General features: G+C 62.9%; 12 protein-coding genes. 9 read left to right on the top strand and 3 right to left on the bottom strand.

The genetic code is table 11. The features are described 5' to 3' along the window. Nucleotides 1–9 precede the first annotated feature (9 nt). Nucleotides 10–630: a TetR/AcrR family transcriptional regulator gene (locus J3P84_RS15315; RefSeq protein WP_434624094.1), complete on the top strand. Its 621-nt coding sequence runs from the start codon at nucleotides 10–12 to the stop codon at nucleotides 628–630. A gap of 129 nt (nucleotides 631–759) precedes the next feature. Here the strand turns inward: J3P84_RS15315 and J3P84_RS15310 are convergent, their stop codons facing one another. Beyond that, on the bottom strand, nucleotides 760–2,220 hold the full coding sequence (locus J3P84_RS15310) for an efflux transporter outer membrane subunit (RefSeq protein ID WP_434624092.1): 1,461 nt from the start codon (nucleotides 2,218–2,220) through the stop codon (nucleotides 760–762). Nucleotides 2,221–2,441: 221 nt separating this feature from the next. On the opposite strand from J3P84_RS15310, the gene J3P84_RS15305 reads away from it, so the two are divergent. From J3P84_RS15305 to fabF, 3 genes are read left to right on the top strand one after another with little or no spacing between them, the layout of a single operon-like run. Next, a complete protein-coding gene (locus J3P84_RS15305; RefSeq protein ID WP_434624090.1) occupies nucleotides 2,442–3,551 on the top strand; it encodes an efflux RND transporter periplasmic adaptor subunit in 1,110 nt (369 codons plus the stop codon). Then, the gene (locus tag J3P84_RS15300; RefSeq protein ID WP_434624088.1) at nucleotides 3,548–6,610 is read left to right on the top strand and encodes an efflux RND transporter permease subunit; all 3,063 of its coding nucleotides are present in this window, start codon (nucleotides 3,548–3,550) and stop codon (nucleotides 6,608–6,610) included. Before J3P84_RS15305 ends, J3P84_RS15300 begins: the two co-directional genes overlap by 4 nt. Then, nucleotides 6,607–7,893: a beta-ketoacyl-ACP synthase II gene (gene fabF, locus J3P84_RS15295; protein ID WP_434624086.1), complete on the top strand. Its 1,287-nt coding sequence runs from the start codon at nucleotides 6,607–6,609 to the stop codon at nucleotides 7,891–7,893. Before J3P84_RS15300 ends, fabF begins: the two co-directional genes overlap by 4 nt. Nucleotides 7,894–7,900: 7 nt before the next feature. Here fabF and J3P84_RS15290 read toward each other — a convergent pair whose 3' ends face one another. Continuing rightward, nucleotides 7,901–9,115 carry a multidrug effflux MFS transporter gene (locus J3P84_RS15290; protein WP_434624084.1) on the bottom strand — a complete coding sequence of 405 codons (1,215 nt, stop codon included), beginning with the start codon at nucleotides 9,113–9,115 and terminating at the stop codon, nucleotides 7,901–7,903. Between the two features lie 190 nt (nucleotides 9,116–9,305). Beyond that, a complete protein-coding gene (locus J3P84_RS15285) occupies nucleotides 9,306–11,519 on the bottom strand; it encodes a TonB-dependent siderophore receptor (protein WP_434624082.1) in 2,214 nt (737 codons plus the stop codon). 290 nt (nucleotides 11,520–11,809) lie between these two features. Between J3P84_RS15285 and J3P84_RS15280 the strand changes: the two genes are divergently transcribed. The 5 genes from J3P84_RS15280 to J3P84_RS15260 all read left to right on the top strand — a co-directional run bounded on the left by J3P84_RS15280 (nucleotide 11,810) and on the right by J3P84_RS15260 (nucleotide 16,743). Next, nucleotides 11,810–12,613 carry an ABC transporter ATP-binding protein gene (locus tag J3P84_RS15280; RefSeq protein WP_434604609.1) on the top strand — a complete coding sequence of 268 codons (804 nt, stop codon included), beginning with the start codon at nucleotides 11,810–11,812 and terminating at the stop codon, nucleotides 12,611–12,613. Beyond that, nucleotides 12,610–13,593 (top strand): FecCD family ABC transporter permease, encoded by a 984-nt coding sequence (locus tag J3P84_RS15275; RefSeq protein ID WP_434568700.1) that lies wholly within the window; start codon nucleotides 12,610–12,612, stop codon nucleotides 13,591–13,593. The genes J3P84_RS15280 and J3P84_RS15275 overlap by 4 nt, the downstream gene beginning before the upstream one ends. Further along, the gene (locus tag J3P84_RS15270; RefSeq protein WP_434624079.1) at nucleotides 13,590–14,639 is read left to right on the top strand and encodes a FecCD family ABC transporter permease; all 1,050 of its coding nucleotides are present in this window, start codon (nucleotides 13,590–13,592) and stop codon (nucleotides 14,637–14,639) included. The genes J3P84_RS15275 and J3P84_RS15270 overlap by 4 nt, the downstream gene beginning before the upstream one ends. Before the next feature lie 55 nt (nucleotides 14,640–14,694). Then, the gene (locus tag J3P84_RS15265; RefSeq protein WP_434568698.1) at nucleotides 14,695–15,633 is read left to right on the top strand and encodes an ABC transporter substrate-binding protein; all 939 of its coding nucleotides are present in this window, start codon (nucleotides 14,695–14,697) and stop codon (nucleotides 15,631–15,633) included. 156 nt (nucleotides 15,634–15,789) lie between these two features. Beyond that, nucleotides 15,790–16,743, top strand: a complete 954-nt coding sequence (locus J3P84_RS15260) for a TauD/TfdA family dioxygenase (RefSeq protein WP_434631341.1) — start codon at nucleotides 15,790–15,792, stop codon at nucleotides 16,741–16,743. The last annotated feature ends 30 nt before the right edge of the window (nucleotides 16,744–16,773 follow it).

Genomic DNA, 16,773 nt, shown 5'->3' with positions numbered 1-16,773 from the left:
GCTGCCCCCATGAACCAGCCATCCATTACCTCACCCAGCGCCCGCGGCCCCGTTGATCACGAAATTCGCGATCAGATTGTCGCGGCCGCCAATGAACACTTCAGCCAGTACGGTTATGGCAAGACCACGGTTTCCGACCTGGCCAAGGCCATCGGTTTTTCCAAGGCGTACATCTATAAATTCTTCGATTCCAAGCAGGCGATCGGCGAGGCTATCTGCGCCAATTGCCTGTCGAAAATCGTTTCGGCCGTCGAAGAAGCCATCCGGGAAGAAGGGCTGTCGGCGACGGAGCGTTTCCGGCGATTGGTCAAGACCGTGATCGCGACGGGCGTGGACCTGTTCTTCAATGAGCGCAAACTCTACGACATCGCCGCGTTCTCGGCTTCGGAGCGCTGGCCCAGTTCGCAAATCTACAACGAGCAGATCAAGAGCTTCGTGCTGCAGATCGTCCGGGAGGGTCGCGAACTCGGCGAGTTTGAACGCAAGACGCCGCTGGACGAAACCGTGGAGGCCATTCACCTGGCGCTGCGGCCATTCGTCAATCCGTTGCTGTTGCAGTACAACCTCGATTTCGTCGAGGACGCGCCCACGCTCACTTCCAATCTGATCCTGCGCAGCCTTATGCCCTGAGCCAGGGGCTCAGGAATGGGGCTGCTGTGCAGCCCAGCGGGAGCAAGCTCCCTCGCCACGGGGTTGGTGAACACCTCAAGTGAATAGCCTTACCTGATATCGCCAATGGGTGACCCTTTCAAGGAATGATCACCGGGTCGCCACGGGCGCTTCCTCGGGCGGTTGCCAGCCACCGCCGAGCGCCCGGAAGGCCGCGACTGCCGCCCGTGCCGATTCCGTTCGCGCCTGCGCTCGGGTGTCGGACGTGCGCAGCAGTGTCTCGTCGGCATTGAGCACATCGATCAGGCTGGCCGTACCTTTCCGGTAGGCGACAAACATCGATTGGCGAGCCTGGGTCAGCGACGTTTCCCCTTGAGCAAGGGTCGTCGCCTGGGCTTCGCGGTTCACCAGGGCGCTGAGGGCATTTTCAACCTCCTCGGTGGCGCGCAACACTGACTGGCGATAAGCCGCAAGCGCTTCGGCTTCCCGGCCCTTGGCCTGTTCGATCTGCGCATTGATGCGGGCGAAATCGAAGAGCCTCCAGCGCAGCCCCAGCACACCCGCCGACTGGCTGGCCCCGCCGCTGAAAAGATTGCCGCCGGACACCGCCGTGGCACTGCCGAGCAAGGCGCTGAGGGAGAATTTCGGATAATACTCGGCGACGGCCTCGCCGATGCGTGCGTTGGAGGCTGCCAGGCGGCGCTCGGCGACGATGAGGTCAGGTCGACGTCGAAGCAGGTCCGCAGGGGTTCCTGTCGTCGCCATCGGTGGGGCGAGAGGAATATCGCGCACTTGGGCCAATTGCTGGCGATGGCTGCCAGGCGGCGTGCCGAGCATGACATCCAGCGCATTCATGGCCGCGTCCAACCCGGCCTGCAAGACCGGCACGGTGGCCTGCACCTCAGACAATTGTCCCTCGGTCTGGCGGACCTGATAGCTGGCAGCGAGGCCTTTGCTGTAGAGCAGTTGGACTTTTTTCAGCAGGTCCTGCTGCGTCCTGACCTGGCGGTTCGCGATGTCCAGTCGGGTCTGTAGACCCCGCACGGTGATGTAGATGTCGGCGACCTGCGCGGCAACAGCCAGTCGCGTGGCGACGGCACCGGCCTCCGACGCCTGGTATTCGGCCAGTGCCGCCTCGCGCCCGCGTCGCAGGCCGCCGAAGGCGTCTATTTCCCAGCTGGCGCCGAGGTTGAGCTCGTAGAAGTTTCCATATCGGTCGTAACCGGGCGTCGAGTCCAGCACTTGGCCGAGCGGGGTCTCGACCGATTGGTATGAGCGCGCGGCCTGGCCACTGATGTTGCCGGAGGGCAGCAAAGCGGCGTTGGCCGCGCCCAGGCCAGCCCGTGCCTGGGTGACGCGCGCCGACGCCTGCGCCAGGTCCAGGTTCTGTTCCAAGGCTTGGCGAATGAAAGCGCTGAGGGTGGGGTCGCCGAAGCCTTCCCACCAGTTGACCAGAGGGGTCGGCGTGTTCGGGGAGCGCTGTTCGGCCGCAGGCTGACCCAGGTACCGGCTCGAAAGCGGCGCGGCGGCACGTTGATAATCCGGGCCGACCGCGCAACCTGCCATGAGGCTGGCACTCACCAGAAGAGCAATGGGGCGCAGGGGAGGCATCGTATTTCCTTGAGGGTGAATTGTTTGTGACCATACTAAGTATTGGTCACTTAAAGTCAATTCATCTTGTTCGTGGCGGCTTTCATCGCGCCTCTGATGTCAGCTTTTACAGCGGACAAGAGAAGGGCGTCTAATCAATTGATGTTTTTGTGACGATTGACAGAAATAGTCACTGGCATTGAGAATGCGCCTTCCATCCTAGCGTTCAAGTAAGGGACCCTATGCTCCGGCGCCGACCTGTCACCATTGCCGCTTGCTTGTTGCCGCTCGTCCTGACGGCGTGCGGCGAGTCCTCCACCACCAAGGATCCGCGCACGCTGGCACCGTTGGTGCGGGTGTCCGAGGTATCGGCGGCGTCCGATACCTCGCGCGCCTTCACCGGCGTGGTGACCGCCCGCGTCCAGAGCGATTTGGGTTTCCGGGTCTCGGGCAAGGTGCTCGAACGTCTGGTCGACACTGGCCAGACCGTCAAGCGGGGCCAGCCACTCATGCGCCTCGATCCCATCGACCTCGGCTTGCAGGCACGCGCGCAGCAGGAGGCCGTCGCCGCGGCCCGGGCCCGGGCCAGGCAGACCGCGGATGACGAGGCGCGGTATCGCGACCTGGTCGCTGCGGGCGCTATTTCCGCCTCGGGCTACGACCAGATCAAGGCCGCCGCCGACACCGCGAAAGCGCAACTCAGCGCCGCCCAGGCGCAGGCTGACGTAGCGCGCAATGCCTCCGGTTACGCCGTGCTGCTGGCCGACGCCGATGGCGTGGTGATGGAGACCCTGGCCGAGCCCGGACAAGTCGTCACCCCTGGCCAAATCGTCGTCCGGCTGGCGCGTGCAGGCCAGCGCGAAGCTGCTGTGCAGTTGCCCGAGACCCTGCGGCCGGCCCCCGGCGCAACCGCGCAGGCGACGCTTTATGGCAACGCCGCCGCGACGGTTAACGCCAAGCTCAGGTGGCTGTCGGATTCCGCCGATCGGGTGACACGCACCTTCGAGGCACGTTATGTGTTGGAGGGCGCGCTGGCCAATGCCCCGCTAGGTTCGACGGTGACGCTGCGGATCAGTCCGGGCACCCGGTTGGGGCAGGCGCTGCAAGTGCCGATCGCCGCGCTGCACGACTCGGGCAAAGGTGCCGGCGTCTGGGTGATCGCCGGTGAACCGGCAAAAGTTTCCTGGCGTCCGCTCCAGCTACTGGGCCTGAGCGACGACACTGCGCAAGTCTCGGGCGAGCTGAAAGTCGGCGAGCGGATCGTCGCGCTTGGCGCGCATCTGCTACGCGATGGTGAAGAGGTGAGGCTGGCTCAACCGGGCGATGTGAAGGTTGCGGAGAATCGTCCATGAGCTTCAATCTCTCGGCGCTCGCCGTTCGCGAGCGCTCGATCACGGTGTTCCTGTTGTTCCTGATTGCTGTCGCGGGTGTCCTGGCGTTCTTCCAGCTGGGCCGCGCGGAAGATCCGCCGTTCACCGTCAAGCAACTTACCGTCATCACCGCCTGGCCAGGGGCGACGGCCCAGGAGATGCAGGACCAGGTCGCCGAGCCGCTGGAAAAACGCCTGCAGGAATTGAAGTGGTACGACCGCACGGAAACCTATACGCGCCCGGGGCTCGCGTTCACCATGGTGTCGCTGGTCGACCGCACGCCGCCGTCCGAGGTCCAGGAGGAGTTCTACCAGGCGCGCAAGAAGCTCGCTGACGAAGCCATCAGGCTGCCGGCCGGTGTCATCGGGCCGATGGTCAACGACGAGTTTTCCGACGTGACCTTTGCACTGTTCGCCCTGAAAGCCAAAGGCGAGCCGCAGCGATTGCTGGTGCGTGACGCCGAGGCGTTGCGCCAACGGCTGCTGCACGTGCCGGGCGTAAAAAAGGTCAACATCATTGGCGAGCAGGCCGAACGGATTTTTGTGTCCTTTTCCCATGATCGGTTGGCGACCCTGGGGGTTTCGCCGCAGGAAATCTTTGCCGCCCTCAACGGCCAGAACATGCTCACGCCAGCAGGGTCGATCGAAACCGTCGGGCCGCAGGTCTTCCTGCGCCTGGACGGCGCCTTCGACAAGTTGCAGAAGATTCGCGATACACCGGTGGTAGTACAAGGTCGCTCGCTGAAACTGTCGGACGTGGCGACCGTCGAGCGCGGCTACGAAGACCCGGCCGCATTCCTGGTGCGCAACGGCGGCGAAGAGGCGCTGTTGCTGGGCGTGATCATGCGCGAGGGCTGGAACGGCCTCGACCTGGGCAAAGCGCTGGATGTGGAAACCAGCAATATCAATGCGGGCATGCCACTGGGCATGACGCTGACCAAGGTCACCGACCAATCGGTGAACATCGACTCGGCCGTCGGCGAGTTCATGGTCAAGTTCTTCGTCGCGCTGCTGGTGGTGATGCTTGTCTGCTTCCTGAGCATGGGCTGGCGCGTCGGGGTTGTGGTCGCGGCAGCGGTGCCGCTGACCCTGGCGGTGGTGTTCGTGGTGATGGCCGCCACCGGCAAGAACTTCGACCGCATTACCTTGGGGTCGCTGATCCTGGCGCTCGGGCTGCTGGTGGATGACGCCATCATTGCCATTGAAATGATGGTGGTGAAGATGGAGGAGGGCTACGACCGGATCAAGGCCTCCGCCTATGCCTGGAGCCACACGGCCGCGCCGATGCTTTCCGGCACCCTGGTGACCGCCATCGGCTTCATGCCCAATGGCTTCGCCCAATCGACCGCCGGCGAGTACACCAGCAACATGTTCTGGATCGTTGGCATTGCGCTGATCGCTTCCTGGGTGGTCGCGGTGGCGTTCACGCCGTACCTGGGTGTCAAGCTGTTGCCCGACATCAAGCAGGTCGAGGGTGGTCACGCGGCCATCTACAACACCCGCCATTACAACCGCTTCCGCCAGATACTGACCCGCGTCATCGCACGCAAGTGGTGGGTGGCCGGGACGGTGATCGCAACGTTCTTCGTGGCGATTGTGGGCATGGGCCTGGTGAAGAAGCAGTTCTTCCCGACCTCGGACCGGCCAGAGGTGCTGGTGGAAGTGCAGATGCCTTATGGCACCTCCATCGAGCAGACCAGCGCCACCACCGCCAAGGTCGAAGCCTGGCTGCAAGAGCAGGAAGAGGCGAAGATCGTCACCGCCTATATCGGTCAAGGCGCGCCGCGTTTCTACCTGGCGATGGCGCCGGAACTCCCCGACCCGTCCTTCGCCAAGATTGTGGTCCTGACCGACAGCCAGGAGGCGCGCGAAGCCCTCAAGTTCCGTCTGCGTGAAGCGGTCGCCGAAGGGCTTGCCCCAGAGGCGCGGGTACGGGTGACCCAACTGGTGTTTGGCCCTTACTCGCCGTTCCCCGTGGCCTATCGGGTGATGGGGCCGGATCCGGCGAAACTGCGCGAGATCGCCAGCCAGGTTGAAGGCATCATGCAGGCTAGCCCGCTGATGAGGACCGTTAACGCCGATTGGGGTCCGCTGGTGCCGACGCTGCATTTCAACCTCGACCAGGACCGCTTGCAGGCGGTGGGGCTGACGTCCAGCGCAGTCGCCCAGCAACTGCAGTTCCTGCTCACGGGCGTGCCGATCACGGCGGTCCGCGAGGACATCCGCTCGGTGCAGGTGGTCGGCCGCGCTGCCGGCGATATCCGCCTCGACCCCGCGAAAATAGACGGCTTTACCCTGGTGGGCGCGACGGGCCAGCGGATTCCGCTGTCCCAGGTGGGCGAAGTCGATGTGCGCATGGAGGACCCGATCCTGCGCCGACGTGACCGCACGCCGACCATGACCGTGCGCGGCGACATCGCCGAAGGCCTGCAACCTCCGGATGTCTCCAGCGCAATCATCAAGCAGCTGCAACCTGTGATCGACAGATTGCCCAGCGGCTACCGGATCGAGCAGGCGGGCGCGATCGAGGAGTCGGGCAAGGCCGGCAAGGCCATCGTGCCGCTGGTGCCGATCATGGTCGCCATGACGCTGCTGATCATCATCCTGCAAGTGCGTTCGGTCTCGGCGATGATCATGGTCTTCCTTACCGCACCGCTGGGCTTGATTGGCGTGGTGCCGACGCTGCTGATCTTCAATCAGCCGTTCGGCATCAATGCGCTGGTCGGGCTGATCGCGCTGTCGGGCATCCTGATGCGCAATACGTTGATCCTGATCGGGCAGATCCATCACAACGCCAATGAAGGCCTGGATCCGTTCCACGCGGTGATCGAAGCCACGGTGCAGCGAGCCAGGCCGGTGCTGCTCACGGCGCTGGCGGCGATCCTGGCGTTCATTCCGCTGACCCATTCGGTGTTCTGGGGAACGCTGGCCTACACCCTGATCGGTGGCACGTTCGTCGGCACCATCATGACGCTGGTATTCCTGCCGGCGATGTATTCCATCTGGTTCAAGATCCGTCCCGAGACGAAGAGGGCAGCATGAAAAATCACCAAGGTCTGAAACGAATCGCCGTCACCGGTGTGGGCATGGTCGGGCCGCTGGGTTGCGTCGTGGATGAGGTGTGGCAGCGATTGCTGGCCGGGCATTCCGGCATTCGCAATCTGTCCGTCGACGTCACCGAAGGCACCGGCGTCGCGGTGGGTGGGCAGGTGCCGACCCTTGAAGAGGACGGCGTTGCCGGCTACGACCCGGAGCGCCTCATCGCGCCCAAGGATCGCAAGAAGATGGACCGCTTCATCGAGTTCGCCCTGGTGGCGGCTCACGAAGCCCTGAAGCAGGCCGGCTGGCATCCCGTCGAGGCCATCGAGCAGGAGCGGACCGCCACGATCATTTCCTCGGGCGTGGGTGGTTTCGCCACGATTGCCGATGCCGTGCGCACCACGGACAGTCGTGGCCCGCGTCGTCTGTCGCCGTTCACCGCGCCGGCTTTCCTGGCCAACATGGCGGCCGGGCAGGTGTCGATCCGGCATGCGTTCAAAGGGCCGCTGGGCGCACCCGTCACGGCTTGCGCCGCCGGTGTGCAGGCCATCGGCGATGCGGCCAGGCTGATCAGGAGTGGCGAGGCGGATATTGCCATCTGCGGCGGCACCGAGGCGGCGATAGACCGCGTGACCCTGGGTTGTTTCGCGGCGGCTCGCGCACTGTCCACCGGCTTCGCGGAGCGCCCGCAAGAGGCCTCGCGGCCGTTTGATCGTGATCGCGACGGTTTTGTCATGGCCGAAGGCGCCGGTTTGCTGGTGATCGAATCGCTGGAACACGCCCTGGCACGTGGGGCCAAGCCCCTGGCCGAGCTGGTCGGTTATGGCACCAGCGCCGACGCCTATCACCTGACCGCAGGACCGGAGGATGGCAACGGTGCCCGCCGCGCCATGGAACAGGCGCTGCGCCAGGCCGGTATCAGCCCCGCCGAGGTGCAGCACATCAACGCTCACGCGACCTCCACCCAGGTTGGCGACGCGGGTGAGCTGGCAGCGATTCGCGCGGTGTTCGGCGTGGACTCCGGTGTGGCGATCACCTCGACAAAATCCGCCACCGGGCATCTGTTGGGCGCCGCCGGAGGCATCGAAGCCATCTTCACCGTGCTCGCGCTTCGTGACCAGATCGTGCCGCCGACGCTGAATCTGCTTCATCCGGATGAGGCGGCCAGCGGGCTCGATCTGGTTGGCCTGAAGTCGCGGAAAATGCCGATCACCCACGCGCTGTCGAATGGGTTCGGCTTTGGTGGCGTCAACGCCAGCGTGCTGTTCCGTCGCTGGGAAGACTGACGTCGGCTCAGCGGCGCAAGAAGAACAACAGCAGCGCGACCAGGCAGGTCAACGCCTGGATCGCGCCCAGCGTGGTGATGGGCGAAAAGCTCAATACGGAGGCCAGCCAGGTGGTCAGCGCCGCCGCGCCCATGGACAAGAATCCCAGCAACGCCGAGGCCATGCCGGCCTCCTTGCCGAAAGGCCCCATGGTGATGGCGGTGCCCAGCGGGTTCGCCAGGCCCATGCCCCAGAGAAACGTCACCATCGAGACGGCATACCAGCCCAGGCCTGGGTCAGCCGGCCCGACCACAAGCAGGCCACCGCCGAGCATGGCGCAGGCAATGCCCAGCAAGGCGATGGTGCGCGTGCCGTAGCGGTGCGCCAGGCGCGGGGCCGCCATGCCGGCGGCGAACACGACGAACACCGTCGAGGCGAAATACAGGCCGGCTTGCACTGACGTCAGGCCGATGCCTTTCATCAGGATCGCCGGGGCGGCGGCGAAAGAGGCGAACAAGCCGCTCAGCAGCAGGCTCATCGACAGGGCGGGGAGGATAAAGCGCTTGTCCGCCATCAGCCTTGCGTAAGCGCGCACGACGCTGCCGGTGGAGTGCGGCGCCCGGCGATCGGCGGGATGGGTTTCACCGAGGTCGCGGACGTAGAAGAAGGCGAGTACGACTGCCGCCAATCCAACCAGGATAAACATCGCGCGCCACCCGAGCGTGACGGACAGCACGCTGCCCACCAAGGGCGAGAAACCTGGCGCGGCGGCGGTGGCAACCATCGTCAACGACAGGGCGCGGGCCAACGTCTCGCCTTCGAACAGATCCCGAGCGATGGCGCGCGACAACACCGAGGCAGCGCACACACCCAATGCCTGGACGATGCGTCCGGCGATCATGACATCGAGCGTGGTGGCGAGCCCTGCGATGACGGTCCCGACCATGAACACCGACAATCCTCCCAGCACCAGCTTCTTGCGCCCATAACGATCGGCCAGCGGCCCGACCACCAACTGGCCCAGGGCAAAGGTGACGAAGTAGCTGGAGAGTGTCAGGCCCAGTTCGCGGGCGGTCACGCCCAAGTCATCGCCAATGACCGGGAACGCGGGGAGGATGATGTTGGTGGAGAGCATGCCAATCGCCGCGAGGCCTGCGAGCAGGGCGACGATTCGACCGGTCAGGGCTGGACGCGATGCCTCTGGCTGCGCTTGCGCAATCGCTGATGCACTTCCAGTTTCCATGGATCACCCTCTGGCTGGTTATTGTCTGCTTATGATGATCGTAATATGACGATCGACATCTGATGCGTCAAGTCAAAAGAGAATTCAGAGGGGCGGGTGCGATGAAGGGGGGTCAGCGGGCTTGAAAAGGTTTTCGTTCTGCGCGAAATGGCTCGGTCGGCGCTTGTCGGCGCCGACCGAGCCAGGGGTTTTACCAGCGGAAGTTGACGGAGGTCACCAGCTCGCGCTCGTCGCCGTAGCGGCAGATGGCTGCTTCGCAGTAAACGTATTTCTTGTTTGTCACATTGTTCGCATTGAGGGAGACGTCCCAGTTCTTGTCGATCTGGTAGCTGGCCATGGCATCGAACAGGGTGTAGGCGGGCAATTGTGAATCGATGCCCGACGCCTGGGTGGTGCCTTTGTAGCGCGCGCCGCCGCCCACCTTCAGCTGTGGCACGCCGAAGAGCGCGAAGTTGTAATCAGCCCACAGCGCGGCCTGGTGGTAAGGCGTATCTTCGCTGCGCTGGCCGACTTCGCTCTGGATTACGCTTTTGGTGATGCGTGAATCGGTGTAAGCATACGTCGCGATGACTGTCAGTTGAGGCGTGACGTCGCTCTTGGCTTCCAGCTCCAGGCCACGGGAGCGCTGTTCGCCAATTTGCTGGGGATTGTTGCCAGCCAGGTCGCGTTTGACGACGTTTTCCTGGGTCAGCTCATAAACCGCTGCGCTCAACAGCGTATTGCTGCCAGGAGGCTGGTAGCGGATACCGATTTCATACTGCTTGCCTTCGGTCGGCTCGAACGTCTGGCCAGGAGCATCGGCAACCGCTACCGGGAAGAACGATTCGCTGTAGCTGATGTAAGGCGCCAAGCCGTTATCGGCCTCGTACACCAGGCCGGCGCGCCAGGTGGTGGATTCGTCGTCCTGGCTCAGCTTCTGGCCGGTGGCGAAGCCTTCCTGGTCCTGGTCGGCCCAGTCATGGCGACCGCCCAACAGCAGCAGCCAGTGATCATCGAACTTGATCTGGTCTTGCAGGTAGATGCCGGTCTGGAAGGTATCGATCTGCGAACCACGGTCACGGTTCCGGCGCTTGTCTACAACAACTGGCTGGCCGTAGTTGTAGTCACCGATATTGATCGATGTCGAGTTGGCGCGGAAATTGTGCGAGTCATACGACGCATCATAAGTATCCGCGCCGACGAGGAAGGTGTTTTCGATACCGCCAATGTTCCAGCGCGTCTCGATGTTGGTGTCGCTGGCCAGTGCCCGGGAACGCTCGCGCCGGTCACTGTACTGACGACGAAGGACGCCGGTATTGGCTGCTCCGTTGATGGCTGCCGTGCTGGTCTGTGCCTGCATGTATTTCCACTTCACATCCGCTTCGTAGTAACGCAGCTTGTTGCTGATGCGGGTGTGCTCATCGAAGCGGTGTTCGAACTCATAACCGATGGCGGACATCTCGCCATTCATGTCGTCGTAATCGGGCTCGCCGATGAAATCGTGGCGGCCGATGGTGACCGGCCCGTTGCCCACGCCCTTGACCAATTGATAGGGCAGCGGGGCGGAGAAACGGGTGTCGCTCTTCTGATAGAACGAGAGCAGGGTCAGCGACGTATCTTCATTGGGGCGCCAGGTCAGGGCCGGGGCGATATAGAGCTTGTCGTCGTTGATGTAGTCCTGCTGGGTGTCGCTGTCGCGCTTGAGCATGGTCAAGCGGTAGCTGAGGACTTCGCTGTCGCCGAGCGGCCCGCTGAAGTCGGCGGTCAGTTGCTTGCGATCATGGTTGCCGTATTGCATGCCCAGCTCGTGCTGTGGGGTTTCGGTCGGGCGTTTGCTCACGCCGTTGACGAAGCCACCGGGCGACAGTTGGCCGTACAACACCGAAGCCGCGCCGCGCACGACCTCCACGCGTTCCAGACCATAGGGTTCCTGCACACCGTCGTAAGAGTTGTACTGCAAGCGCATGCCGTCGCGTAGCGAACCGCCGGTGGCGGATTCGACGTCGAATCCGCGCATGCGGAACCGGTCGGAAGTGCGGTTGAAGCTGCTTGGCTGGCTGGTGAAACCCGGGGTATAGCTCAGGGCATCTGCCAGAGTGTCGGACTTGCGATCACGCATTTCATCGGCGGTCACCACGGAAACCGATTGCGGCGTTTCGGTGATGGCTGCGTTGGATTTGGTGGCGCTGCCGTTACGCAAGGCGACCTTGCCGGCCAGCGGCGCCGTCGGGTTTTCCACCGCGGCGGCGTTGATGTTGATTTCGCCGAGTTGAAGAGGGGCATTGGCAGCAGCCTCTTGCTGTGCGGCCATCGCCTGTGCTGAAAAAATGCTCCCCAAAGCCAGTGCCAGCGTGCTCAGGTGAAACGCAGGATGACGCGAGACGTAACGTTTTTCGGTGCCAACTATTGTTTTTCTGACGAGCATCGAGGAAGTCCTTGGGGTTGTTTTTGTCTTCGCAGGCCTGCTGTCCCGGTCCAGCGGCATCGGGCAGACGAACGAGGTTAGTGTCTACTGGCCATAATCTGACTGTGAATGATAAGGGTTTGCATTAATATTGTCAGGCTTGTAGCGAAATTATTTTGGTTTCGACATATTCTGTGCCCCACTTTTTTGACCCTTGGTGGATTTCCCTGTGTTGTCAGGGGGAAATGATCCAGGGGGATCTGTACGATGGACGAAACGATCAGGCCCTCTAGGGCGTTGGAGGGACGGTCATGCTGAAAGCCAGCAACGTGCGGCTGAGCTATGGCGAGCAACAGATTCTCAACGGTGTCAGCCTGGATATTCCCGAAGGTTGCTTCACCGCATTGATCGGGGCCAACGGCTGCGGCAAGACCACGCTGCTTAATGTACTGGCGCATATGTTGCGGCCGAGCGCGGGTGACGTGCATCTGGGCGGAAAATCGTTGGGACAGTACTCACGCCGCGCATTGGCGCAACGAATGGCGCTGTTGCCCCAGCGCACCACGTCGCCGGCCGGCATGAGCGTGCGGGAGCTGGTGATGCAGGGGCGCTTCCCCTGGCAGAGCTGGTGGCGCCAATGGTCCGACCAGGACCAGCAAGCGATTGATCGCGCCATCGACCTGGCGGGTATCGGGCCGTTGCTGGATCGTTCGCTGGCCACCCTGTCGGGCGGGCAGTTGCAGCGCTGCTGGATTGCCATGACCCTGGCCCAGGACACCCCGGTGATCCTGCTGGATGAACCGACGACCTTTCTCGACATCGCGCACCAGATCACGTTGCTCGAATTGCTGGTGGATCTGCGTGAGCAAGGCAAGACCATCGTGGCGGTGCTGCACGACCTCAACCAGGCCGCGCGTTACGCCGATCACCTGGTGATGATGCGCGAGGGTCGGTTGCTGGCCCAGGGCGCGCCTGCCGAGGTGTTCACCCGGGAAAACCTCAAGGCGGTCTTTGACCTGGACGCGCACATCATTACCGACCCTTATTCCGGCGATCCGTTATGTGTCCCGCAAACCACCCGTAGCCAGCCGTCGGCTGTGCGGGAGGCGATGTGATCCACGGTTTGCGCTTGCCGGTGTGGCTGGGTCTGCTGATTGCGATTGCCCTGGCCGCGCTGCTGCATCTGGCGGTGGGCGCCAAAAGCATCCCCTGGAGCGAGGCGTGGCAGGCCTTGGTCGCCTATTCGCCAGACAGCCCCGACCAGAGCGTCATTCGTGGCAGCCGCCTGCCACGCCTGCTGGTGGCCATGCTGGTGGGCGCGAGTCTCGGTCTGGCCGGTGCGATCATGCAGGCGGTGGGCGACAACCCATTGGCCGACCCGGGGATTCTGGGCATCAACAGCGGCGCGGCATTGTTCGTCGTGTTCGGCTTGCTGGTGCTACCGGGCCACGATCTGTCGATGATCCCGCTGTTTGCTTTCAGCGGCGCCCTGGTCGCCGCCGTTGGTGTCCTGCTGCTGGCGGGCAGGGGCCACAACCCGATTCGACTGACGTTGTCCGGGGCGATGATCGCAGCGTTATTCAGTGCTATCACTTCGATTTTACTGTTGCTCGATCAGCAGGGGCTGGACAGCCTGCGGCGCTGGCTCACCGGCTCGATCGGGGTGACCGGAGGTTCGATGCAGGCGTGGGTCTGGCCGTATGCCGTGTTGGGCATGTTCCTCTGCCTGGTCAACGTCCGCGCGCTGAACGCGCATCGGCTGGGTCCGCAAGCCGCCGCCGGCATGGGCGTCAACCTGTTGAAGATGCGTCTGTTCGGCCTGGCTTCGGTGGTTCTGCTGTCAGGCTGCGCCGTGGCCCTGGCGGGGCCTATCGGTTTTGTCGGGCTGGTGGTGCCTCACACCGCGCGCCTGTTGTTCGGCGATGACTACCGTCGGTTGCTGCTGGCCGCGCCCTTGCTTGGCGCGCTCCTGCTGATCCTGGCGGACATCGCCGCCAGGACCGTGGTGCGTCCCTTCGAGCTCAATACCGGGATCGTCACGGCGTTGATCGGCGGGCCGATCTTCGTGGTACTGGTGTTGAGGAAAGTCCGATGATGCGCTTGGGGCTGACCCTGCCCAGAATGCTGCCGTTGCTGCCCTGGGTGGCCCGGCCGATCGACCTGATTTCGGTGCTGGTGTTGCTGCTCGCCTTGGTTGCGTTGGCCTTGTATGCACTGACCGTCGGCAGCTATTCACTGGATGTTGCCCAGGCCTGGCAAGCGCTGGCAGCCCCTGACCAGGCCAACCCGACGACGCGCAACCTGCTGTGGGAGTTGCGCCTGCCGCGTGTCTTGCTGGCGATCCTCGCCGGGGCGGCGATGTCGCTGGCCGGCCTGTTGATGCAATCGTTGACGCGCAATCCCCTGGCGGCGCCGGGCCTGGTAGGCGTGGAGTCAGGCGCCAGCGTCACCATGTTGTTGATCATCGTGCTCTGGCCCACGCTGCTGCCGCTGGAGCTGTATCCATTGGCGGCACTGACCGGTGGGCTGGCCGTGGCGTTCTTCGTCGCGTTGCTGTCGTGGCGCCAAGGCATCTCGCCGCTGCGCCTGATCCTCGTCGGCGTCGGGCTGACCGCCATGCTCAGTGCGGTTGCCGACCTGCTCATCACCTACGGCAATATCGACCAGGTCGAGTCAGCCTTGATGTGGCTGGGCGGCAGCTTGCATCGGGCCGGCTGGGCCCAGGTCCATAGTCTCGCCGCCTGGTTGCTGCTGGCGGGGACGCCGCTGCTGTTTTTTCATCGCCAGTTGAACCTGTTGCAGTTGGGTGAAAAAGTCGCCCTCAGCCGAGGCCTGAATGTGACGGGTGTGATGGCCTTCCTGTTGCTTTGCAGCGTCATGCTGACGGCGGCAGCGGTGGCGAATGTCGGCACCATGACCTTTGTCGGCCTGGTGGCCCCGCACCTGGCGCGCCAACTGGCGGGTGATCGCCACGGTGCCCTGATGCCTTTATCCGCGTTGATGGGGGCACTGCTGGTGCTGGCGGGCGACACACTGGGGCGGGGGCTTTTCCCACCGTTGCAGTTACCGGCAGGGCTGGTGGTCGCGATCATCGGAGCGCCTTACCTGATCGTCTTGTTGGCGCGTCAACGGAGTCGCTGAGAACACAGCGACGCTCATATTGAAGTTATCTGGAGGCAAGCGCGTGCGGGGAAGGGTGAAGGGAATATTCCAAGGGTTGCTCGGCATGTTGTGTGTGTCGTTGGCATTGCTGTCCATGCCTGCTGGCGCGGCTGAAACCAAGGTGTTCGAGAACAGTTTCGGCCGGGTTGAAGTGCCCGTTTCGCCGCGTTGCATCGTGTCTTTGCATGATTTCAGCCTGACCACCCAGTTGCTGGAGTTGGGTATCAAGCCCTGCGGCTCGACAGGGCGCAAAAAGCTGTTTTCGGATGTGCTGTTTCGTGGCGCGCAAGAGCGCTTCGATGTGACGGGCATTCAATACATCGGCTCGCACCAGTCGCCTGACCTCGAAGCCATTGCGGCGTTGAAGCCTGACCTGATCATCGGCCTGTCCTATCACGCCGACCTCAAGGACAAGCTCAGCAAGATCGCCCCGGTCGTTCTGTTGCCGTCGCGAGAGAGCGATATCAAGACCTACGCCAAGGAACTCGCCGACCTGGTCGGCAAGCAACAGCGTTATGAAGAAATGCTTCGCGAATACCAATGGGTGGTCAGCGAGTTCAAGAAGCGCGTCAAGGACCCTGCGCGCATCACGGTCACCACGCTGGAAGTCTATACCGATGGTTTCCAGTTGATCGGCCGTGGCGGGATGGATGACGTTATCGCTGATTTCGGGCTGGGGCGTGTCGCCGCGTATCGTGAGGCGCGGCAGAATGTGCCCTACAGCCTGGAGCGAATCGGTGACTTCGACAGTGATTTCATTATCGACACCTATGAGGAGCTGCTCGATTCGGAAACCAGCACCGCAGCTTTCCGCCAGTCCCCTCAATGGCGGAACCTGTTCGCCGTGAAGAACCGTCAGTTTCTCTACCTGAACCGCAGTCGTTATGCCGATACGATGCAAGGCCTGCTGGGGTCCGCTTACCTGCTGATGTCCCATATCGCTGAGCGCGAGAGTGTGCTCCAGGGCAAGTGAATCGTACCAGCTGTCATACTATCGTCATTAATGACAATCATTCTCTATTGCGGTTGTTACTCGTTTGTATTAGTTTGTGCTCTCGAAAAATACGCTCATCGGAATGGCGAGGGATTACAAATGGAAACTGGTTTGGCGCGTGCACAGGTTCAATCCATGGAAGGCGTACCGGGCAACGAGCAGACCTTGCCGTTCATTTTCGAAGCGCCAGCCACGGGGGCTCGCTGGCAGGATAGCCGAGCGCAGATCCTGCAGGCCGTCGAGGCCGAGTTGCCGCGTGTCGGCGGCATCCTGTTCCGCGGTTTTGCCTTCAACGGGGAAGCCGATTTCGAGGAATTTGCCCGCGGTTTTGGCCATGAGCTGCTGACCTACGACTACGCCTCCACGCCGCGCACCAAGCTCAACAACCGCGTATACACCTCCACTGAATACCCGGCCCACCAGGTCATCCCGCTGCACAACGAGCAGTCCTATTCGCTCAATTGGCCGATGAAGATCTGGTTCCACTGCGTACAGGCTTCTCCTGTGGGTGGTGAAACCCCGATCGCCGATAGCCGCAGGGTCTACCAGCAACTCGATCCGGCGATCCGCCAGCGCTTCGCCGAGAAACGCCTGATGTACGTGCGCAACTACGGCAACGGCCTCGACTTGCCCTGGCAGCAGGCGTTCAGCACCGAAGATCGCTCGCAAGTGGAACAATTCTGTCGCGCCAACCACATCCAGTTCCAATGGAAGGACGACGGCGAGCTGTCCACGCGCCAGGTCTGCCAGGCCGTGGCCCAGCATCCGGTGACCGGGGAGTGGGTATGGTTCAACCAGGCGCATCTGTTTCATATCTCCAATCTCGCTGCGCCGGTACGCGAGACGCTGATTTCCATCGTTGGCGAAGAGGGTGTGCCACGTAACGTCTTCTACGGGGACGGTTCACCCATCGAGCTGGAAGCCCTGGAGCATGTGCGCGGCGTATTGCAGCGCTGCCAGGTGACTTTCCCCTGGCAGGCGGGTGACGTGCTGATGCTCGACAACATGCTGGTGGCCCACGGCCGCTCGACATTCCAGGGCGCGCGAAAGGTCGTGGTCGCCATGGCCGAGCCTGCTCCGGCGGGTTGAGCCCGCCGCTCTTGCATTAAGCCGCCGCAT

Source organism: Pseudomonas sp. Z1-29 (assembly GCF_051131995.1).
Taxonomy (GTDB): Bacteria; Pseudomonadota; Gammaproteobacteria; order Pseudomonadales; family Pseudomonadaceae; genus Aquipseudomonas.
This window is presented reverse-complemented; position numbering and strand designations above follow the sequence as displayed.

What these genes read in the sequence shown, in the direction of transcription:
- J3P84_RS15315 (WP_434624094.1), top strand. Translation starts at nt 10, where the DNA reads ATGAACCAGCCATCCATTACCTCACCCAGCGCCCGCGGCCCCGTTGAT.
- J3P84_RS15310 (WP_434624092.1), bottom strand. Translation starts at nt 2,220, where the DNA reads ATGCCTCCCCTGCGCCCCATTGCTCTTCTGGTGAGTGCCAGCCTCATG.
- J3P84_RS15305 (WP_434624090.1), top strand. Translation starts at nt 2,442, where the DNA reads ATGCTCCGGCGCCGACCTGTCACCATTGCCGCTTGCTTGTTGCCGCTC.
- J3P84_RS15300 (WP_434624088.1), top strand. Translation starts at nt 3,548, where the DNA reads ATGAGCTTCAATCTCTCGGCGCTCGCCGTTCGCGAGCGCTCGATCACG.
- fabF (WP_434624086.1), top strand. Translation starts at nt 6,607, where the DNA reads ATGAAAAATCACCAAGGTCTGAAACGAATCGCCGTCACCGGTGTGGGC.
- J3P84_RS15290 (WP_434624084.1), bottom strand. Translation starts at nt 9,115, where the DNA reads ATGGAAACTGGAAGTGCATCAGCGATTGCGCAAGCGCAGCCAGAGGCA.
- J3P84_RS15285 (WP_434624082.1), bottom strand. Translation starts at nt 11,519, where the DNA reads ATGCTCGTCAGAAAAACAATAGTTGGCACCGAAAAACGTTACGTCTCG.
- J3P84_RS15280 (WP_434604609.1), top strand. Translation starts at nt 11,810, where the DNA reads ATGCTGAAAGCCAGCAACGTGCGGCTGAGCTATGGCGAGCAACAGATT.
- J3P84_RS15270 (WP_434624079.1), top strand. Translation starts at nt 13,590, where the DNA reads ATGATGCGCTTGGGGCTGACCCTGCCCAGAATGCTGCCGTTGCTGCCC.
- J3P84_RS15260 (WP_434631341.1), top strand. Translation starts at nt 15,790, where the DNA reads ATGGAAGGCGTACCGGGCAACGAGCAGACCTTGCCGTTCATTTTCGAA.